General features: G+C 72.6%; 19 protein-coding genes. 15 read left to right on the forward strand and 4 right to left on the reverse strand.

Translation table 11 applies throughout. The features are described 5' to 3' along the window. Positions 1 to 46: 46 nt before the first annotated feature. Both ACIBG7_RS28610 and ACIBG7_RS28615 read left to right on the forward strand, forming a co-directional pair. On the forward strand, positions 47 to 1,789 hold the full coding sequence (locus tag ACIBG7_RS28610) for a serine protease (RefSeq protein WP_397338243.1): 1,743 nt from the start codon (positions 47 to 49) through the stop codon (positions 1,787 to 1,789). 120 nt (positions 1,790 to 1,909) lie between these two features. Then, the gene (locus tag ACIBG7_RS28615) at positions 1,910 to 3,439 is read left to right on the forward strand and encodes an alpha/beta hydrolase (protein ID WP_397338244.1); all 1,530 of its coding nucleotides are present in this window, start codon (positions 1,910 to 1,912) and stop codon (positions 3,437 to 3,439) included. 428 nt (positions 3,440 to 3,867) lie between these two features. Here the strand turns inward: ACIBG7_RS28615 and ACIBG7_RS28620 are convergent, their stop codons facing one another. The 3 genes from ACIBG7_RS28620 to ACIBG7_RS28630 form a co-directional block, all read right to left on the reverse strand. Further along, positions 3,868 to 4,230 carry a VOC family protein gene (locus ACIBG7_RS28620; RefSeq protein WP_397338245.1) on the reverse strand — a complete coding sequence of 121 codons (363 nt, stop codon included), beginning with the start codon at positions 4,228 to 4,230 and terminating at the stop codon, positions 3,868 to 3,870. Between the two features lie 104 nt (positions 4,231 to 4,334). Next, positions 4,335 to 5,060 (reverse strand): YafY family protein, encoded by a 726-nt coding sequence (locus ACIBG7_RS28625; RefSeq protein ID WP_357921780.1) that lies wholly within the window; start codon positions 5,058 to 5,060, stop codon positions 4,335 to 4,337. A 215-nt stretch (positions 5,061 to 5,275) separates the two neighbouring features. Further along, the gene (locus tag ACIBG7_RS28630; protein ID WP_397338246.1) at positions 5,276 to 6,298 is read right to left on the reverse strand and encodes a PHP domain-containing protein; all 1,023 of its coding nucleotides are present in this window, start codon (positions 6,296 to 6,298) and stop codon (positions 5,276 to 5,278) included. A 73-nt stretch (positions 6,299 to 6,371) separates the two neighbouring features. Between ACIBG7_RS28630 and ACIBG7_RS28635 the strand changes: the two genes are divergently transcribed. The 9 genes from ACIBG7_RS28635 (at position 6,372) to ACIBG7_RS28675 (ending at position 14,600) form a co-directional block, all read left to right on the forward strand. Then, on the forward strand, positions 6,372 to 6,767 hold the full coding sequence (locus tag ACIBG7_RS28635) for a hypothetical protein (RefSeq protein WP_357921786.1): 396 nt from the start codon (positions 6,372 to 6,374) through the stop codon (positions 6,765 to 6,767). Next, positions 6,764 to 7,921, forward strand: a complete 1,158-nt coding sequence (locus ACIBG7_RS28640; RefSeq protein ID WP_397338248.1) for a glutathionylspermidine synthase family protein — start codon at positions 6,764 to 6,766, stop codon at positions 7,919 to 7,921. Before ACIBG7_RS28635 ends, ACIBG7_RS28640 begins: the two co-directional genes overlap by 4 nt. Then, on the forward strand, positions 7,918 to 8,349 hold the full coding sequence (locus tag ACIBG7_RS28645; protein ID WP_357921792.1) for a DUF350 domain-containing protein: 432 nt from the start codon (positions 7,918 to 7,920) through the stop codon (positions 8,347 to 8,349). The genes ACIBG7_RS28640 and ACIBG7_RS28645 overlap by 4 nt, the downstream gene beginning before the upstream one ends. 121 nt (positions 8,350 to 8,470) lie before the next feature. Continuing rightward, positions 8,471 to 9,631 (forward strand): helix-turn-helix domain-containing protein, encoded by a 1,161-nt coding sequence (locus ACIBG7_RS28650; RefSeq protein WP_357922182.1) that lies wholly within the window; start codon positions 8,471 to 8,473, stop codon positions 9,629 to 9,631. A 103-nt stretch (positions 9,632 to 9,734) separates the two neighbouring features. Then, a complete protein-coding gene (locus ACIBG7_RS28655) occupies positions 9,735 to 10,652 on the forward strand; it encodes an ACP S-malonyltransferase (protein ID WP_397338250.1) in 918 nt (305 codons plus the stop codon). Beyond that, positions 10,649 to 11,605 (forward strand): beta-ketoacyl-ACP synthase III, encoded by a 957-nt coding sequence (locus ACIBG7_RS28660; protein ID WP_357921797.1) that lies wholly within the window; start codon positions 10,649 to 10,651, stop codon positions 11,603 to 11,605. Before ACIBG7_RS28655 ends, ACIBG7_RS28660 begins: the two co-directional genes overlap by 4 nt. Before the next feature lie 60 nt (positions 11,606 to 11,665). Beyond that, entirely contained in the window at positions 11,666 to 11,905 is a 240-nt protein-coding gene (locus tag ACIBG7_RS28665) for an acyl carrier protein (RefSeq protein WP_357921800.1), read from the forward strand. A 36-nt stretch (positions 11,906 to 11,941) separates the two neighbouring features. After that, complete coding sequence (gene fabF / locus ACIBG7_RS28670) at positions 11,942 to 13,174, forward strand: beta-ketoacyl-ACP synthase II (RefSeq protein WP_357921803.1); 1,233 nt, start codon at positions 11,942 to 11,944, stop codon at positions 13,172 to 13,174. A 22-nt stretch (positions 13,175 to 13,196) separates the two neighbouring features. Continuing rightward, complete coding sequence (locus ACIBG7_RS28675; protein ID WP_397338361.1) at positions 13,197 to 14,600, forward strand: acyl-CoA carboxylase subunit beta; 1,404 nt, start codon at positions 13,197 to 13,199, stop codon at positions 14,598 to 14,600. Positions 14,601 to 14,672: 72 nt separating this feature from the next. Here ACIBG7_RS28675 and ACIBG7_RS28680 read toward each other — a convergent pair whose 3' ends face one another. Continuing rightward, positions 14,673 to 15,167 carry a DUF3145 domain-containing protein gene (locus ACIBG7_RS28680; protein WP_357921806.1) on the reverse strand — a complete coding sequence of 165 codons (495 nt, stop codon included), beginning with the start codon at positions 15,165 to 15,167 and terminating at the stop codon, positions 14,673 to 14,675. 175 nt (positions 15,168 to 15,342) lie between these two features. On the opposite strand from ACIBG7_RS28680, the gene ACIBG7_RS28685 reads away from it, so the two are divergent. Genes ACIBG7_RS28685 through ACIBG7_RS28700 form a run of 4 tightly spaced genes read left to right on the forward strand, consistent with a single transcriptional unit; the run spans position 15,343 to position 19,972 of the window. Continuing rightward, on the forward strand, positions 15,343 to 16,383 hold the full coding sequence (locus ACIBG7_RS28685; protein WP_397338251.1) for a S8 family peptidase: 1,041 nt from the start codon (positions 15,343 to 15,345) through the stop codon (positions 16,381 to 16,383). 39 nt (positions 16,384 to 16,422) lie between these two features. Further along, positions 16,423 to 16,950, forward strand: coding sequence for a sigma-70 family RNA polymerase sigma factor (locus ACIBG7_RS28690; protein WP_357921812.1), 528 nt, complete (start codon positions 16,423 to 16,425; stop codon positions 16,948 to 16,950). After that, positions 16,947 to 17,393, forward strand: coding sequence for a hypothetical protein (locus tag ACIBG7_RS28695; RefSeq protein WP_357921815.1), 447 nt, complete (start codon positions 16,947 to 16,949; stop codon positions 17,391 to 17,393). Before ACIBG7_RS28690 ends, ACIBG7_RS28695 begins: the two co-directional genes overlap by 4 nt. Continuing rightward, positions 17,372 to 19,972: a CHAT domain-containing protein gene (locus tag ACIBG7_RS28700; RefSeq protein ID WP_397338252.1), complete on the forward strand. Its 2,601-nt coding sequence runs from the start codon at positions 17,372 to 17,374 to the stop codon at positions 19,970 to 19,972. The genes ACIBG7_RS28695 and ACIBG7_RS28700 overlap by 22 nt, the downstream gene beginning before the upstream one ends. Positions 19,973 to 20,016 lie beyond the last annotated feature (44 nt).

Here is a 20,016-nt window from a genome sequence, read left to right on the forward strand (position 1 = left end):
CCTCTCACAAGCGAGCGCCAAGTCGTCTTCGCGAGGGTTGGAGGCTGTGAACCGTTATGTCAGCATTCTCCTGGCGGCTTCCCTGACCGTCGGACTCTCCGCCGGACCCGCGATGGCCGACGATCCGCCCCCGGTCCCGACCGGCACCAGGATCGCCGCGCAGACGCACCCCGCCATCATGCTCACCAGCCTCACCTACACGGCCAAGGTGAGCGTCCCCACGCCGCAGTTCAACCAGGCGGCCCTCGAGGAGATCGGCACCCAGGCCGGGCAGCAGGCCCTCGCCGGGAAGATCCCCTCCGACGAGCAGAGCATCATGCGCTGGGCCTTCCAGCAGATCGCCAAGAATCCGGACCAGTACCTCACCGCCATCGAGCCGTACCGCACCGTGGACGGCGAGGTGGGCGGCATGTGCACCGGCTGGTGGGTCACCCCGGACGGGTACATGGTCACCGGCGCCCACTGCGTGCAGCTCAGCGAGCGCGCCCTGGCCACCCAGTTCTCCACCCAGGCGCTGAAGAAGTTCAACGACGAGGACGCCAAGGCGCTCGTCGCCGACCTCGGCAAGAGCGCCGACCCCGAGCTGCTCAACCTCGCCGCGCAGATCTTCGCCACCTTCAACGCCACCAACCTGCAGATCACCGGCCTGCAGCAGAGCCTGGACGTGGTCCAGACGCTCCCCGGCGGCGGCGTGGACAAGAGCGCCAAGTTCGTGCCCGCCGAGCTGGTCTCGGTCGGTGAGGACTACCCGGGCAAGGACTTCGCCCTGCTGAAGATCAACGGGCAGAAGAACCTGCCGACGGTCTCCCTCGGCGAGGACTCCGACGTGCGCACCGGCGACACGCTCTACATCAGCGGCTTCCCCGGCCTGGTCACCAACACCGACTTCTTCAGCCTGGAGTCGCGCCTGGAGCCCGCGCTCACGGAGGGCCCGTTCAACGCCATGCGGGCCACCAAGTCCGGCGTGCCGTACATCCAGACTCAGGCCCCCTCCTACCACGGCAACTCCGGCGGACCGGTCTTCGCGGCCAACGGCAAGGTGATCGGCATGCTGATCGCCGGCACCGTGGACGCCAACGGCACCAGCTCGGAGTCGGAGAGCTTCGTGCTGCCGGTCAGCGTGGTCAAGGAGAAGCTGAACGAGAAGAACATCCAGCCCTCGGTCTCGGCGACGACCACGAAGTACAACGAGGCGCTGGACGACTTCTTCCGCCACCACTACGAGGCGGCGCTGCCGAAGTTCCGTGAGGTCCAGGCGCTGCAGCCGAACCACTCCTACGTGGCCAAGTACATCACCGACACCCAGCTCGCGATCACCTCGGGCAAGGACCAGACGCCGCAGCCGATGTGGTTCTGGATCGTGCTCGGCGGCGGCATCCTGCTGCTGGTCGTGCTCGGGCTGCTCTTCCTGATGATCCTCAAGCGCCGCGGCCGGCGTTCGGCGGCCCGGCCGCCGGTCGTGCAGGGACCGCCGCCCGGCTGGCAGCCCGGCACGTGGTCGCCGCCGCAGGTGCCGGGCGGGCCGGGCCAGCACGCGCCGCTGCAGCAGCAGCCCGCGCGGCAGCTTCCGCCGGCGCCCTACCAGCAGCAGCCGCACTCCCAGCCGCAGCCGCCGCAGTACCCGCAGCAGTACCCGCCGCAGCCGGGCCACCCGCAGTCCGGGCAGCAGCCGGTGCAGACCCAGTACGTGCGGCGCCAGCCGTCCCCCTATGATCCGAGTCAGCAGGAGATCGCCGAGCTTGAGCGTAAGCTTGCCGATCTGCGCCGCCAGCAAAATTCCGGTGGCTGAATCGCGTCATAGACAACCGGGGGCTCCGTCTTTGAGGAATGAGGCGGCGAGTTCTGGAGGGGTGCTCGCCGCCTCACTCGTATTGTGGGTAGAACTTCCCCCCTGAGAGAGGGGAAGACCATGCGCAGACTCCTGACCGCCACCGCGGTGCTCGTCACCGTGGCCGCCTGCGGCAGCAGCGCCGGAACCAGCGGCACACCCACGCCGTCGGCGGCCGGGACCCAACCGCCCGCCACGTCCGCCCAGGGCGGCCAGATCGAGTGGGGCGCGTGCACCGACCTCACGCGCCCCGACGGCGGCACCCCCGCCAAGCCCGACCCCAGCCTGCAGTGCGGCAAGCTGGCGGTGCCGCTCGACTACGCCAAGCCGGACGGCGAGCAGCTCGACCTGGCCCTCATCCGCGTCGCGGCCACCGACAAGAGCAAGCGCATCGGCTCGCTCGTCTTCAACTTCGGCGGCCCGGGCGGCTCCGGCGTCGACACCCTCGCCCAGGCCGCCAAGGCCTTCGGCCCGCTCAACGCCCGCTACGACCTGGTCAGCTTCGACCCGCGGGGCGTCGAGCGCAGCGACGGGGTGCGGTGCGGCGACGGCAAGCAGATGGATTCCTTCATGGCGCTCAACACGCTGCCCGCCAACGCCGAGACCCGCACCCGCAACGAGGCCGCCAACAAGACCTTTGCCGGGCTCTGCCAGCAGGACTCCGGCAAGGTCCTGCCCTACGTCGGCACGGTGAACGCCGCCAAGGACATGGACCGCCTGCGCGCCGCCCTCGGCGACGCCAAGCTCAACTACTTCGGCATGTCGTACGGCACGCAGCTCGGCGGCGTCTACGCGACGCTCTTCCCGGCCCAGGTCGGGCGGACCGTGCTCGACGCGCCGCTCGACCCGACGGTCAGCTTCGAGGAGCGCACCCTCGCCCAGACCAAGGGCTTCCAGCAGGCCTACGAGAGCTTCCTCAAGGCGTGCGTGGCCGAGGGCTGCCAGCTCGGCAAGACCGTGGACGCCGCCGACGACAAGATCGCGGCGTTGATGACCAAGCTGGTCGGCCAGCCGCTGGCCGTGCGCGGGCGGCAGCTCACCCAGGGTCTGGCCTCCACCGGAATCGCCGCGGCGCTGTACTCCGAGTACAGCTGGCCGTTGCTGGAGGAGGCGCTCGCGCAGGCCACACAGGGCGACGGAGGTGGCCTGATGTACCTGGCCGACTCCTACACCGGGCGGACCGCCGACGGGCAGTACAACACCCAGATGAGCGCCTTCCCGGCGATCACCTGCGTGGACAGCGCCGAGCGGCCGGACCGGGAGACGCTGCTCCGGACCGAGGAGGCGGCGCTCAAGATCTCGCCGCTGTTCGGCAGTGCGGGGGCGGGCTCGCTGTGCAGTGTCTGGCCGGTGCCGGGGAGCGACGAGGCCAAGCGGGTGGACGCCACCGGGTCGGGGCCCATCCTCGTCGTCGGCGGCAAGGGGGACCCGGCGACGCCGTACGAGTGGGCGCCCAAGCTCACCGAGCAGCTCAAGACCGCTGTGCTGGTCACCTTCGAGGGTGAGGGGCACGGGGCCTACCTGAGCGGGAACCCGTGCGTGATGAAGACGGTCAACTCCTATCTGCTGGAGGGCAAGGTCCCCGCCGCCGACACCACCTGCGCCGCCTGACGGCTTCCCCAGGCCGCTCGCCCGGGAGCCGGGGGATGAGGTGAGCCCGGGTGATGGGGTGGACCCCGGGCTGGGCAGGCGTGGTCCCGGGGCCGGGCACGTGTGGTTCCAGGGCTGGGGCCTGGGACCACGGCCTGGGGCTGAGGCTGGGGCACGGCCTGGGGTGAACCGGGGGACCCGGGTACGGCGGTGCACCGGGCGCTGGGGTGCACCGGAGACCTGGGTACGGCGGTGCACCGGGCGCTGGCGTGGATCGGGGCGAGGGGGTTAACCCGGGCGCGCCGCCGCTCGGCGGGGGGCGGCGAGCCCGGGTCAGGACGCGACGAACGGGTCCGGGGGAAGGCCGGGCGGGGGAACGCCGGCCGGCGGACATCCACGTCGCGGGTCAGAAAGCTCCGATAGCGGAGGGAACCAGGGGGCCTGAGGGGTCAGGAGCGCTGGTGGAAGATGCCGAAGAGGTTGCCCGAGGTGTCGCTGACGTAGGCGAAGTCGGTGCCCGGCCCCTCGCCCCCGATCTCCTGGAACACGACCTTCCCGCCGAGTGACTCCGAGCGGGCGCAGGCGGCGGCGACGTCGGGGACCTGCACGTGGAAGAGGGCGTGGTTGGGGAAGCGGCCCTCGGTGTTGTAAAGGCCTCCGGCCGGCTGCCCACCGCCGGGGTAGCTGATCGTCCGGTAGTCGATCGGCCCGTCGGCGGGCGCGAACGTCCAGCCGAACAGGTCGCCGTAGAACCGCTCGACCCCGGCCGGGTCATCGGTGGCGACCTCGAACCACGTGACGGTGTTGTCCATGACCGTCCCTCCCTCTTGAACGAACGACTTTCCTCGAACAAGAGAACGATATGGCGGCCAAGCGACAGCACTATGTCGGTGTTTTCGATTGACTTATCGAGAATCTAGTCGAGCACCGCGCCCTGGACGAGCATCTCCGGGACGTCCGAGACGTAGCCCTCCAACGGCCGGTCCGGCGCCCGCTCGGGGGTGACCAGCGCGGACATGATCCGGTCGAGCCGGAAGACCCGCACGTCGTCCCGGAGCCGGCACCACGCCACGAGGTACCAGAACCCGCCCCGGCCGCCCAGGAACACGCCGGGCTCGACGTCGCGGACGGTCAGCATGCCCTTGCGGTCGGCGTATTCGAGTTTGAGGACGCGCCGGTGGAGTAAAGCGTCCTCGATCGAGCGGGACACCCCGGCCGGCCCCAGGGGGCGGACCTCCTCGACCGGCTCGGCGGGCGCCATCACCTGCACGCGGCGGGCCAGTTCCCTGGCCAGCTCGCCCTCCCGTCCCGGCATCGCCGCCACGACCTTGCGCAACGCCGAGCGGGCCTGCTGCCCGAAGGGCTGGTCGCCGGCCCGCGACAGGGCGAGGGCGATGGCCACGGCCTCGGCCGGGGTGAAGTTGAGCGGCGGCAGCGACATCGCCTTGTCCAGCGCGTAGCCGCCCCGCCGGCCCGCCTCGGCGTAGATGGGGACGCCGGATCCCTGCAGGGCGATGATGTCGCGCTCGATGGTCCGCACGCTCACGCCGTAACGTTCGGCCAGCTCTCGTGCCGAGCGTGGCCTGGGGGAGATCGCGCGCAGGTCCTCGACGAGCGCGTAGAGCCGGTCGGTACGGTTCACATGCGCGACGCTACGCCGCGCCACCGACAGTTGCCCGGTTCAGGAGCCGTGGCCAGGCACTTCTCCCCCACCGGATACCCCGCCGCGCGGCCCCACCGTACAAACCCGCCGAACCCCGGACACCCCGCCGGGCCGCCCCGCCGTACAAACCCGCCGGGCCGCCCCGCCGTACAAACCTGCCGGGCGTACAGCCCGCCAGAGCTCCGGCGAGAGGTTCAGGAGGTGGTCCAGGCCAGCAGGTCGGCCACCGCCCAGGTGTTCACCACCCGGTCGGCCCCCACCCCGCACAGCGCCGCCCGCTCGCACCCGAACCGCTGCCAGGCGAGCTGCCCGGGCGCGTGCGCGTCGGAGTCGATCGAGAACAGGCACCCCCACTCGTACGCCTGCCGCAGCAGCCGCTTGGGCGGGTCCAGCCGGTCCGGCCGCGAGTTGATCTCGACCGCCACCCCGAACCGCCGGCAGGCCTCGAAGACCAGCTCGGGGTCGAAGTCGGACTCCGGCCGCAGCCCGCCCCGCCGGCTCCCGGCCTTGACGATCCGCCCGGTGCAGTGGCCGAGCACGTCCACGTGCGGGTTGGCGATGGCGGTGACCATGCGCCGGGTCATCGACTCGCGGTCCATCCGGAGCTGGGAGTGCACGCTGGCCACCACCACGTCGAGCCGCGCCAGCAGCTCCGGCTCCTGGTCGAGCCGCCCGTCGGCGAGGATGTCCACCTCGATCCCGGTCAGGATGCGGAACGGCGCCAGCCGCTCGTTCAGCTCGGCCACCACGCGGAGCTGCTCGCGCAGCCGCTCGGGCGACAGGCCGTTGGCGACGGTCAGCCGGGGCGAGTGGTCGGTGAGCGCGAGGTAGGCGTGCCCCTGGTCCTGCGCGGCGGCGGCCATCTCGGCGATCGGCGAGCCGCCGTCCGACCACTCGGAGTGACTGTGCAGGTCGCCCTTGAGCGCCGCGCGCAGTTCGCCCGCGGCGGAGCCCAGGTCGACCTCGGCCGTGGCGCGCAGGCGGCGCAGGTAGGTGGGAACCTGGCCGTCGAGTGCCTCGTTTATAGCCAATGAGGTGACTTTGCCGATGCCCGCCAGCCCCGTCAGTTCGCCGCTGTGCGCCAGCCGTACCAGCTCGTCGTCGGGCAGGTCGGCGATGGCGGCGGCCGCGCGCCGGAAGGCGCGGACCCGGTGAGCCGCCTCACCTGCTTCTTCCAGCAGGAGGGCGATCTCCTCAAGGGCCGCAAGTGGTCTCATAGCACCATGCAAGCAGGAGCCGTACCTTCATTGAAGCAGGCGTAGGCTTGAGGCACAGAGTGTCGGGAGCACGATGACAAATCAGACCGTTCAGCAGCCGCCGCCGCCCAAGTCCGGCAAGTCCTCCAAGGTCGTGAAGCTGACCATCGTGGGGGCCGTGGGCGTGCTGCTCATCGGCTTCTGCGCCGCGCAGATGGACGACGACGAAGAGGTCACGGCCGACTGCGTGGACACCAGCACCATGCAGCCCGACGGGTCCTACGCCGTGGTCGACGACGACTTCTGCGACACCACCCACTACCGCGGCGGGGCCGGCAGCGCCTTCCTGTGGTACTACGCCGGCACGCGCATCGGCGCGCGGGTGGCCAGGGGCACGACCATCCGCCCGTCCGGCGTGACGATCAACACCCGGCAGGGCACCACGATCCAGCGCGGCGGCTTCGGCGGACGCGGGGGCAGCGGCAGTTGAGAAGAGCCCGCTCGGCCCCCCGCGAGGGCTGGGAGCAGATCGTCGAGAGCCAGGGCCTGGCCTTCCACCGCGTCGCCCACCCCACCGGGTCGCCCCGGCCGTACTGGGACGAGTCGGTCCACTACGTCTTCAGCCTGGCCGAGGTCGAGGCGCTGGAGGAGCAGGTCGAGGAGCTCCACCGGATGTGCCTGGCCGCGGTCGAGCACGTCATCGAGCGTGACCGGTTCAAGGACTTCGCCATCCCGGCGTGGGCGGCCCCGGAGATCGCCCAGTCGTGGCAGCGGCGCGACCCGCACGTCTACGGCCGCTTCGACCTGCGTTACGACGGCGACGGCCCGGCCAAGCTGCTGGAGTACAACGCCGACACCCCGACCTCGCTGCTGGAGGCCTCGGTCGTCCAGTGGTTCTGGAAGCAGGACGTCTTCCCCGACGACGACCAGTGGAACTCCATCCACGAGCGGCTGATCGAGCGCTGGGGCGAGCTGGTGCTGCCCACCGGCCCCACCCACTTCGCCTGGACCAACCGCGACGAGACCGGCGAGGAGGCCATGACCGTGGCCTACCTCCAGGACACCGCCACGCAGGCGGGCCTGTACGCGCTGGAGATCGCGATGGAGGACGTGGGCTGGGACCCCGCCAACCGCCGCTTCGTCGATCTGGAGGGCCGGGTGATCCGCTCGGCGTTCAAGCTCTACCCGTGGGAGTGGATGCTGGGCGACGGGTTCGGCCAGCATGCCGTACGGCACGCGGCCTCGACCACGTGGATCGAGCCGCTGTGGAAGACGCTGCTGTCGAACAAGGCGCTGCTGGCGATCCTGTGGGAGCTGTACCCCGGCCACCCCAACCTGCTGCCCGCCTACCTCGACGGCCCGCGCGAGCTGTCGTCGTACATCGCCAAGCCGCTGCTCGGCCGCGAGGGCGCGTCGATGCGCGTGGTCACCCCGCGGGGCACGATCGAGACGCCGGGCTCCTACGGCGTCGAGGGCTACGTCCACCAGGCCTTCGAGCCGCTGCCCGACTTCGAGGGCCAGCACCCGGTGCTGGGCGCCTGGATGGTCGCCGACGAGTCCGCAGGCTTGGGAATCCGTGAGACCAGTGGTTTGATCACCGATGACACCTCGTCGTTCGTACCCCATCGAATAGAGCAACCATGACCATCTTCGAGACCCTCGCCCGGGGTGCGGGCGCGATCGCCGCGTACGCCGCCGTCGGCCTGATCCTGCTCATCATCGGCTTCTACGTCATCGACTGGGCGATCCCCGGCAAGCTCAGCCAGATCATCAAGGTCGAGCGCAACCCCAACGCCACCCTGCTCACCTCCAGCGGCCTGGCCGCGGTCGGGCTGATCGTGGCCGCCTCGATCTTCGCCTCCGGCGGCCGGCTGGCCGAGGGCCTGGCCGCGACGGCGGTCTTCGGCCTGGTGGGCATCGCCGTCCAGACCATCTCCATGGTGGTCTTCGACAAGCTGATCGGCATCTCGATCCGCGAGCTGGCCGCGGAGGCCGAGCTGCAGCCGGGCGCGAAGCTGCTGGCCACCACCCACCTGGCGATCGGCCTGATCACCGCGGTCGCGGTCATCTGAGCCGCCCCGGCGGCGTGACCGTAACCGCTGTTCCGGTCATCGCGAACAGGCTGGCACTCTTAGTAGCGTGAAGGACCAAGAACAGACCCGCCTGGACACCACCCGGCGCCTGGAGCGCAACATGGGCGCCCTGGGCACCGCGGCCATGGGCCGCATGGAGGAGCGCCTGGCCTGGTTCCGCGCCCTGAGCGCGGAGGACAGGTCCTGGGTGGGCCTGGTGGCCCAGGCGGGCATCGCGGCCTTCGTGGAGTGGTTCCAGCACGCCGGGGAGGGCCGCCCGACGCCGAGCATCGCCTTCTTCGGCACGGCCCCGCGCGAGCTGAAGCGCTCGATCTCGCTCCAGCAGACCGTCGACATCATCCGCATGATCGTCGAGGTGGTCGAGGCGCAGGTGGACGACCTGGCCGCGCCCGACGGCCGCGACCAGCTCGAGCAGGCCATGCTCCGCTACACCCGCGACGTCGCCTTCGCCGCGGCCCAGGTCTACGCCCGCGAGGCCGAGGTGCGCGGCGCGTGGGACGCCCGGCTGGAGGCGCTGATCGTGGACGCGCTGGTGCGCGGCGAGGTCGACGACGGCCTGCACTCGTGGGCGGCGGCGCTCGGCTGGACCTCCTCCCCCGTGGTGGTGATCGCCGGAGAGGCGCCCGACGACGACCCGCGCGCCGTGATCGACGGGCTGCGCGAGCGCGGCCGGCGCATCGGGCTCGACCTGCTGGCCGGCGTCCAGGCCGACCGGCTGATCGTGATCGTGGGCGGCGCGGGCAGCGTGGACGAGGCGGCCAAGCACGTGGTGCGGCAGTTCGGGCCGGGACCCATCGTCATCGGCCCGGAGGTGCCCGACCTGCACGCCGCCACCCGCAGCGCGCGGGCGGCCATCGCGGGGCTGCGCGCCTCCAGCGGCTGGCCGGACGCGCCGCGCCCGGTGCACGCCGAGGACCTGCTGGCCGAGCGTGCGCTGGACGGCGACCTCGACGCCCGCGAGCAGCTCGTGGAGAACGTCTACCTGCCGCTGGCCGGCACCCCGCTGCTCGACACGCTGGCCACCTACCTGGAGCAGGGCACCTCGCTGGAGGCCACCGCCCGGCTGCTGTTCGTGCATCCGAACACCGTCAGGTACCGGCTCAAGAAGATCACCGAACTGACCGGCTACCAGCCGACCGAGGGCCGCTCGGCCTTCACCCTCCAGGTGGGTCTCATTCTCGGGCGACTCGCCGAGAACGCCCCGACCGAGGCGCAACGGAGCATGGGCGCCAAACCCATAACATGGCGGTCACTAACCTAGCCCCCGAGCAAGCCCCACTGTAGGTTCCCTACAAAATCGACGGGACAAAGTTCGTACGGATCGTGATCCTCGTGTCGGACTTCCACAGTGCATGGTGGATTTTGTGCTCGTCATCGTCGCGCCTGGCCAAGGCGCCCAAACTCCAGGCTTCCTGACCCCGTGGCTCGACCTGCCGGGGGTCGCCGACCGGCTGTCCGCCTGGTCGGAGATCGTCCGGCTGGACCTGATCGCCTACGGCACCACCGCCGACGCCGACGAGATCCGTGACACCGCCGTCGCCCAGCCGCTGCTGGTCGCCGCCGCGCTGGCCGCCGCCGAGACGCTCGGGCTGAGCCTGTCGGCCGACGGCAAGGGCGCGACCCCTGACCTGCTGGCCGGGCACAGCGTCGGCGAGCTGGCCGCGGGCGCGCTGGCCGGCGTCCTGACCCCGGAGGAGGCCCTCGGCCTCGTCCGCGAGCGCGGCCAGGCCATGGCCCGCGCCGCCGCCGTCACCCGGACCGGCATGACCGCCGTCCTGGGCGGCACCGACGTGCTCGAGTCGATCGACAAGCACGGCCTGACCCCCGCCAACATCAACGGCGCCGGCCAGATCGTCGCCGGCGGCACGCTGGAGCAGCTCGCCGCCTTCAAGGAGGAGCCGCCCGCCCGGGCCCGGCTCATCCCGCTCCAGGTGGCGGGAGCGTTCCACACCAGCCACATGGCCCCCGCCGTGGACGACCTCCGCGCCGCCGCGGCCGAGCTCACCCCGCGCGACCCGCGGATCAAGGTCCTGTCCAACCGCGACGGCACGGTCGTGGAGAGCGGCGCCGACTTCGTCGCCCGCCTCATCGACCAGGTCAGCAACCCGGTCCGCTGGGACCTCTGCATGGAGACCATGGCCTCGCTCGGCGTCACCAGGATGATCGAGCTGCTGCCCGGCGGTACGTTGACCGGTCTGGCCAAGCGCGGGCTGCGCGGGGTCGAGACCGTGGCACTGAAGACACCCGACGATCTCGAAGCGGCTAAGGAGCTGGTCAAGTGAGGATTCCCGACGTCGCGGCAGGGGCACGGATCCTGGCGTTCGGCGGCTACCAGCCGGCCGGCATCGTCACCAACGACGACCTCGCCAAGACCATGGAGACCAACGACGAGTGGATCCAGTCCCGCGTCGGGATCAAGGAACGCCGCGTCGCCGGTCCCGAGGAGTCCCTCGCCGACATGGCCACCCAGGCCGCCGCCAAGGCGCTGGCCGCCAGCGGCCTGTCGGCGGCCGACATCGACCTGGTCATCGTCGCCACCTGCACGGGCGAGACCCAGATCCCCAACGTCTCGGCCACGGTCGCCCACCGCCTCGGCATCGACTCCCCCGGCGCCTTCGACGTCAACGCCGCCTGCGCCGGCTTCTGCTACGCGCTGGCCACCGCCTCGGCGGCGGTGCGCGGCGGCGCCGCCCGGCACGTGCTGGTCATCGGCGCGGAGAAGCTGTCGCAGTGGGTCGACTGGACCGACCGCGCCACCGCGGTGATCTTCGCCGACGGCGCCGGCGCCGCGGTCGTCGGCCCTTCCGACACTCCGCGCATCGGCCCGGTCGTCTGGGGCAGCTCAGGCGACAAGGCCGAGGTCATCAGCGTCGCGGACCGCAACTCCTTCCTCTACCAGGAAGGGCAGACGGTCTTCCGGTGGGCGACCACCTCGCTCCACCCGGTGGCCAAGGAGGCGTGCGAGCGAGCCGGGGTCGACCCGTCGGAGCTGGCCGCCTTCGTCCCTCACCAGGCCAACCTGCGCATCATCGAGGCGATCGCCCGCAAGATCGGCGCCGATGACGCGGTGATCGCCCGAGACATCGTGCTCGCGGGCAACACCTCGGCCGCCTCCATCCCGCTGGCCATCTCCAGGATGATCGAGCGGGGTGAGGTCCAGTCCGGAGGTCTGGCATTGTTGCTCGGGTTCGGCGCGGGTCTGACCTACGCCGGGCAAGTGATCGAGATTCCCTAGGCTTCGTACGGCGACGCATGCCGTACGGACCGAATATTCAACCAAAGGAGAACCACCGACATGGCAGTCAGCGAGCAGGAGATCCTCGAGGGCCTCGGCAAGATCGTCAACGAGATCACCGGGATCCCGGCGTCCGAGGTCACCCCGGAGAAGAGCTTCGTGGACGACCTCGACATCGACTCCCTGTCCATGGTCGAGATCGCCGTGGCCGCTCAGGACGAGTTCGGCGTCGAGATCCCCGACGACCAGCTCAAGAACCTGAAGACGGTCAAGGACGTCATCAACTTCATCAACGCCTGATCAACCCCATTTCTGACCAGCAAGGAGCGTAACCACGTGAGTGCGAACCGGGCACGAGTCGTCGTCACCGGGCTTGGCGCGACGACGCCATTGGGCGGAGACGTCACCTCGACCTGGTCGGCGCTCCTCGCCGGTCGGTCCGGGGTGGAGAGCATCACCGAGGACTGGGTCGACAGCGTCCCCGTGAAGTTCGCGGGCATGGCCGCCGTCGACCCGGCCGAGGTGCTCCCCCGGCCGGAGGCCCGCCGGCTCGACCGGAGCGAGCAGTTCGCCCTGGTCGCGGCCCGTGAGGCCTGGGCCGACGCGGGCAAGCCCGAGGTCGCCCCCGAGCGGCTCGGCGTCGTGGTGTCCAGCGGCATCGGCGGCATAGGCACCACGCTCTCGGCCTACGACGTCTTCAAGGAGAAGGGCTGGAACCGCCTTTCGCCCTTCACCGTCCCGATGCTCATGCCGAACGGCCCGGCCGCCTGGATCGGGCTCGACCTGGGCGCCATGGCGGGCGTGCACGCGACCGTGTCGGCCTGCGCCTCCGGCGCCGAGGCCATCGGCTACGCGATGGACATGATCCGCTCCGGCCGCGCCGACGTCGTCGTCGCCGGCGGCACCGAGGCGGCCATTCACCCGCTCAACATCGCGGCCTTCGCCGCGGCGCGCGCGATGTCCACCCGCAACGACGACCCGCAGGGCGCCTCCCGCCCGTGGGACCGCGAGCGGGACGGCTTCGTCCTGGGCGAGGGCGCGGGCATCGTCGTCCTGGAGTCCGAGGAGCACGCCCGCGCCCGCGGCGCGCGCATCCACGCCTACGCCTCCGGCGTCGGCTACTCCTCCGACGGCCACCACATCACCCAGCCCGAGCCCGAGGGCCGCGGCATCAGCATGGCGATGACGATGGCCCTGAAGGACGCCGGGCTGAGCGGCCAGGACATCAAGCACCTCAACGCGCACGGCACCTCCACGCCGGCCGGTGACGTGATCGAGGTGCAGGCGGTGGCCAAGGCCATCGGCACCCACCCGCTGGTCACCTCGACCAAGTCGATGACCGGCCACCTGCTGGGCGGCGCCGGCGGCATCGAGTCGGTCTTCACCGTCCTGGCCCTGCGTGAGCGCATCGTCCCGGCGACCATCAACCTGAACAACCCCGACGACGGCATCGAGGTCGACCTGGTCCACGGCCAGAGCCGCGCGCTGCCGGACGGCGACCTCGCCGCGATCAACAACTCCTTCGGGTTCGGCGGCCACAACGTCACCGTCGTCTTCCAGGGCGCCTGACGTGACGGTCGCGGGCAGCCGGGTGCTCCCGGCGGGCTCCGACGAGGAGCCCGCCGATCCCCGCGACCCGCTCGTCCGGTTGACCGCCCTCCTCGACGAGGGCTCGGTCCGCCTGCTCACGCCCGAGGACCGCAGTGGCGTCTACGCCGCGGCGGGCCGCGTCGAGGGCGTGCCCGTCGTCGCCTTCTGCAGCGACGCCCGCATCCAGGGCGGCGCGATGGGCGCCGAGGGCTGCGAGCACATCGTCCACGCCTACGACGTCGCCGTCCGCGAGCGGGTGCCGGTCATCGGCATCTGGCACTCGGGCGGCGCCCGGCTGGCCGAAGGGGTCGACTCCCTGCACGCGGTGGGCCGCGTCTTCGCCGCGATGACGAAGGCCTCCGGCGTCGTGCCGCAGCTCTCCGTCGTCGTCGGCCCGGCCGCCGGCGGCGCCGCCTACGGGCCGGCGCTCACCGACGTGGTCATCCTGGCCGAGTCCGGCCGCATCTTCGTGACCGGGCCCGACGTGGTCCGCAGCGTCACCGGCGAGGACGTGGACGCCGCCTCGCTCGGCGGTCCCGTGCCGCACAGCAAGCTCAGCGGCGTCGTGCACCTGGTCGCCCCCACCGAGCCGGAGGCCTATCTCAAGGCCCGGCGGCTGGCCGTCCTCCTGGGACACCAGGGCCGCGTCCGCACCGCCGAGGTGGCCGAGGTGGACTTCTCCTCGCTGCTGCCCGACTCGCCGCGCCGCGCCTACGACGTCAAGCCGCTGGTCAACGGGCTGCTGGACGAGCCCGGCCTGGAGCTGCACCCCAAGTGGGCGCCGAACGTCGTCACCTCGCTGGGCCGGCTCGGCGGCCGTACGGTCGGCGTCGTGGCCAACAACCCGCTGCGGCTCGGCGGCTGCCTCGACGCCACCTCGGCGGAGAAGGCCGCCCGGTTCGTGCGCATGTGCGATGCGTTCGGGGTGCCGCTGGTCGTCCTGGTGGACGTGCCCGGCTACCTGCCCGGCGTCTCGCAGGAGCACGAGGGCGTGGTGCGCCGGGGCGCCAAGCTGCTGCACGCCTTCGCGGAGGCTTCCGTGCCGCGCGTCACCCTGGTGACCCGCAAGGCGTACGGCGGGGCCTACATCGCGATGAACTCGCGGGCGCTGGGCGCGACCAAGGTCTTCGCCTGGCCGACCACCGAGGTCGCCGTGATGGGCGCCGTGGCCGCCGTACGCGTCCTGAAACGGCGCGAGCTGGCCGCGGCTCCCGAGCAGGAGCGGGCCGAACTGGAGCGGCGGCTGGCGGAGGAGCACGCCGAGCAGGCCGGCGGCCTGGAACGTGCCCAGGAGCTCGGCGTCATCGACGAGGTCGTCAAGCCCGAGGAGACCCGGGGCGCCATCGCCCGGGTGCTGGCCCAGGCCACTCCGGCCCGCGGGTCGCACGGCAACATCCCGCTCTAGACCGCCGCGAAAGAATCCGGGCGCGCAGGGGAAAGCCCGCGCTGGACCGCCGCCGGGCAGACCCGGCGCGGATCACACCGCGGCGTGGAGCCAGCGGACCGGGGCGCCGTCGCCGGCGTAGCGGAACGGCTCCAGCTCCTCGTCCCACGCGCGCCCGAGCAGCTTGTCCAGCTCCTCCTCCAGCACGCACCGGCCCTGCGCGGCCAGCATCATGGCCGTCCGCAGCCGGTCCTCCGGCACGAGGATGTCGCCGGTCGCCCCCACCACGGCGTGGAAGGCCCCCAAGGTCGGGGTGTAGGCGTAACGGGTGCCGTCCACGCCAGGTGTGGCGTCCTCGGTCACCTCGAAGCGGATGCGCTGCCAGCCCATCAACGAGGAGGCGATCGCGGCGGCGATGCCGGGGCGCCCCTCCCACTCGGCCTGGGCCCGCACGACATTGGGCGCGGCAGGCTGGGGAGTCCAGGTCAGGTCGACAGGCACGCCAAGAACACCCGCGACCGCCCATTCGATATGAGGGCACAGCGCGGGCTGAGCCGAGTGGACGTACAGCACGCCACGAGCAGACACCGGACCTCCCGTTTCGGTACGAGGTGCGCCTTCCCCAACGGCCTCGTCCTGGGATGATCACAAGTGACTAGGGAGAGACTACCGTCCGTCGTTTCTCGGCACCAGAGGGGGGCCATACCAAGTTGTTGCGGATGTGGCACGTGACACGTCTCCTGAGACGGAAAGATACGTCCACATGGACGTCCAAGCTGTTGGTCACTCGCTCATCCGGCCGGGCCAGATCCTGATCGAACGGGGCACGGTCTCGGCCGTCTCCCGCTGGACCCAGGCCATCGCGGAGGCCGACGGCGTCTGCGTCGTACGCCTCTCACCAGGGGTGGACCCCTGCGAGCTCGTCGCCGAGCTGCGCGATCAGGGCCATCGGGCCTCGCCCAACCACGTGTTCGCCGGCCAGCCGCTGTTCTTCGGCGGGCCCGCCTCGCGCCCGTTCCCCGCCGATCCGGTCAAGGCCAAGATCGGCCGGGAACGCTCCGGGGTCACCGTCGCCCTGCTCGACACCGGCGTCGCCGCCCACCCCTGGTGGGCCGGCAGCACGTGGTACGGCGGGCTGCCCGAGGCCGCCGCCGACGCGGTCCAGGGCGCCCAGGCCGGCCACGGCACCTTCATCGCCGGCCTGCTGCTGCGCCAGGCCCCGGAGAGCTCGCTGCGCGTGGCCCGCGTCCTCGACGGCGACGGCCTCGGGGACGAGGCCGGGGTGGTCCGCGCCCTGCGCCGGCTGCGGCAGCGGGAGCAGGAGGGCGCCCGGCCCGGCGACCTGGCCGGAGGCCCGCACGTGCTCAACCTCTCCTTCGGCGGCCACACCCACAACGACCAGCCCTCGCCGCTACTGGCCGACGCGGTCTCCGCGCTCACCGAGACCGTCGTGGTGGCCTGCGCCGGCAACACCGGCTCCGACCGGCCCTTCTGGCCCGCGGCCCTGCCCGGCGTCATCGGGGTCGGCGCGCTCGACGCCGCCGAGGAACGCCGGGCGCCGTTCTCCGCGCACGGGAGCTGGATCGACGCCTGGGCCCGCGGGGAGTGGCTGACCTCGGCCTACCTGCGCACCGGCGAGTTCGCCGGCTACGCCTCCTGGAGCGGCACCTCCTTCGCCGCCGCGCTGGTCAGCGGGGCCATCGCCCGCGCCGCCGCCGACCTGCCGCCGCACGAGGCGGCCCAAGCGGTGCTCAAGGAAAGGCAAATTCCCGATCTGGGGGCTGTCGTCCCGGCGACTCGGTAGAGTTTACGCTCAGTCCTCGTCCAACCACGGGGAGGCAACATGAGCGATGCGGCGCTCCTGCTCAAGGCCGCGGCAGAAGGGGACGAGTCGGCCTGGGCCGGGCTCGAAGCCCTCTTCGGGCCGCGGATGTGGGCCGTCGCACGCGCTTGCGGGCTGGGTGAGGCCGACGCCGCCGACGCGGTGCAGGGCGCCTGGCTCCGCCTGCTGGAGAGTCTCGACCGGATCAGGGAACCTTCCTGCGTCGGGGCCTGGCTGGTCACCACCGCCAGGCGCGAGGCGATCCAGTTGCTCAGGCGGGGACCGACGACGTTCCCCGCGTTCACCCCGCCGGCTCATCCCAGCCCCGAGTCCACGCTCCTCGAGGCGGACTCGGTCCGGCTGCTCTGGCAGCAGGTCACCGACCTGCCGGAGCCGTGCCGCACGCTGCTCAAGCTCCTGGCCACCCAGGCGGGACCGCGGCAGGTGGCCGTCCGCATGGGCATCCCACCCGGCAGCGTGGGTCCGACCCGAGCTCGCTGCCTGCAGAAACTGCGCACCCGGATCTCCCTCGAGGAAAAGGTGCAATGACCGACGACGAATACCTTCTAGCCGCCCTCCGTCTCGGATCGGGCCACGACCCGATCCCGGCTCACGTGTCCGCGGCGGCACGTGAGGCGTACAACCTGCGGGTGCCAGACGCGGTCACCGCCACCCCCGTCGAGTCCGCCGCCGCCCGCGGCGTCCGAGGGGAGGACGGCCCGCGGCTGGTCCGCTTCGCCACGCCCGAGCTCGCGTTCGACGTGGAGGTCACGATCGGGGACGGGCTGATCAACCTGGCCGGGCGGGTCTTCCCCTGCCCGCCCGACGGCTGCCGCATCGAGATCCGGACCCTGCAACTGACCGTCCGCCGCGAGGTGGCCGCGTCAGGGCAGTTCGCCGCCACCGGACTGCCCCCCGGGTGGTTCAGCCTGGTCTGCCACCGGACCGGGCACGCCCCGATCGTCACCCGATGGTTGCGGATCCGCTCCTGAGCGAGCCGGGGCCGGGCGCCGCCGCGCCCGGCCCTCGCGACGAGCTCCTCGCCAGGGCCGAGGGTGCGGTGATCCGTTCGGTGGTCGATCCCGCGGCCGCCCTGGCCACGGGCCGTGGCCTGCTCGCCCTGGCCGAACGGCTCGGCGCGGGGCAGCCGCGCAGCTCGTTCGCCAGCCATCGGCCGGCGCCCGAACCCGCAGCGCACGAGGACCCTCCTGACGACCCCGAGCTGCGTGCGGCGGCTCCCGAGATGGCCGCGGTGTCGTTGCGGGCCATGGCGCTGGCCGCGCGGGAGCTGGGCGATCTGCGGATGGCCGAGCACTGCCTGCGCCGGGCCATCGCCCTGCCCGGCGTGCCCGCCCACCGGGTGGCGCAGGCCCGGTTGTCGCTGGTGACCGTACGGACCGAGCGGGGGCATCCGCTTCAGGCCCTGCGCATCGCCGCCCTGGCCTACGCCCATCTGCCCCGCCTCGACCGCGCCAAGCTGGAGACCCAGCGCGCGGTCGCGCTGGCCCACCTCGGCCGCTGCCAGGAGGCCGTGGCCGCCTGCGACCGCGCGGTGGCCGAGCTGTCCCGCGCCGACGACAGCCTCGACAACCAGCGCTTCCTGGCCGGTGGCCTGCTCAACCGGGGCCTGGTCCACGCCTACCGCGCCGAATGGCCCGAGGCCGTGCGCGACATCACCGCCTGCCGGGAGCTGTCCACGCGGCACCGCCTCGACCACCTCGCCCGGCTGGCCACCGCCAACCTGCCCTTCGTGGCGGTACGGCAGGGCGACATCGCCGCCGCCTTCGCCCACTACCGCGCCTCCGAGGACACGCTGTTCGGCTTCACCGAGCGCCTGGCCACGATGCGCACCGACTTCGCCGGGGCCCTGCTGGCCGCCCACCTGCCCGGCGAGGCGCGGGTGATGCTCAGCCTGGCGCTCCCCGAGCTGGAGGCGGCCGGAGCCGGGGCGGCCCTGGCCGAGGCGCGGCTGAAGCTCGCCCAGGTCGAGCTGCTCACCGGCGACGCCCGCCGGGCCGCCGAGCTGGCCGGGCGGGCCCGCGACGAGCTGTCCGGGCAGGACCGGCACGTCTGGGCGCCGGTGGCCACCGACACCCTGCTGCGGGCCAGGCTCGCCCTCGAACCGCCCACCCCCGAGCTGGTCGACGAGCTGCTGGCCTGCGCCGACGAGCTCGACCGCGGTCCGGCCTCGGCGACCTGCGGGGCCGGGACGCGGCTGCTGGCGGCCGAGACCGCGTTGAAGCTGGGGGCGACCGAGACGGCCGCGGCCCAGCTCACCCGGCTCACCGCCGCGCCCGGCCGGAGCGTGCCGCCGGTCATCCACCAGCACGCGCTCGCGCTGGAGGCGGCGCTGGACGGCGATCCCGCGACGGCCTTCGGCGCGGTCCTCGACGGATTGGCCGGCATCGGGCACCAGGTGCGACGGGTGGACGATCCGGCCATCCGCGCCCACACCGCCCGGGCCGGGGAGCGGCTGGCCGCCTTCGGGCTGCGGCTGGCGCTGGGCGACGGCCGGCCCGAGCAGGTCTTCGCCTGGGCCGAGCGCTGGCGGGCGGTGACCGCCACCGGCCGCCCCCAGACGGTACGGCTGGCCGCCGTCCGGACCGCACTGGGCGGCCGGGCGCTGGTGGAGTTCCTGATCGACGACGGCGAGCTCGTCGCCCTCCTGGCCGGTCCCGGACGGCCCGTCCTGCGGCGGCTCGGACCGGTCCAGCAGATCGGCGAGGCCGTCGTGCGGGTGCGGTACGCGTTGCGCCGGGTGCACCTCGCCGACGGCGGGCTCGGGGTGGAGGCGGCCCAGGACCTCGACGCGCTGGCGGCCGCGGCCGGGGAGCTGGAGGAGCTGCTGTTCGCGCCGCTCGCCGCCGGGATCGGGGAGTCGCCGCTGGTCATCGTGCCCGCGGGGCCGCTGCACACGGTGCCGTGGGCGGCTTTGCCGTACCTGCGGGGGCGGCCGGTGAGCGTGGCGGCCAGCGCCCGGGCCTGGTACGCGGCGCGGGTGGGGCCGCGGCGGACCGGGAAGGGCGAGGTCGCGGTCTGCGCGGGTCCTGGGCTGCGGCACGCCGAGCGCGAGGCGGAGACGGTCGCGCGGCACCACGCCGGCGCGACGCGGGTCCCGGCCACCGTGGCGGAGGTGCTGGCGGCGCTCGACCGGGCCGAGGTGGTGCACCTGGCCGCGCACGGCACCTTCCACGCGCGCAGCCCGCTGCTGTCGAGCCTGACGCTGGAGGATCGGCCGCTGATGGCCTACGACCTGCTGCGGGTGGCCGGCCCGCCGCGGCTGGTGGTGCTGTCGGCGTGCGACTCGGGGATGGCGCACGTCCCGGCGGAGGGGGCGGCGCTGGGGCTGGCCGGGGCGTTCCTGGCGCAGGGGACGAGCTGCGTGGTGGCCGGGATGGTGCCCGTGCCGGACGAGGAGACCGCCGCGTTGATGGACGCCTTCCACCGGCGGCTGGCCGGGCGGGAGACGCCCGAGCGGGCCCTGGCCGCGGCGGCGGCCGAGACCGGGGCCCGCGGGTTCGTCTGCTTCGGCGCGGGCGACCGCCCCCTCGGCCGCCAGATCACCGGCTGAGCGAGACCAGGCCGGCCGGCCAGGCTGAGCAGGTCGGCCTGGCC

Origin of the sequence: Nonomuraea sp. NPDC050328, from assembly GCF_044459405.1 — a bacterium.
Taxonomy (GTDB): domain Bacteria; phylum Actinomycetota; class Actinomycetes; order Streptosporangiales; family Streptosporangiaceae; genus Nonomuraea.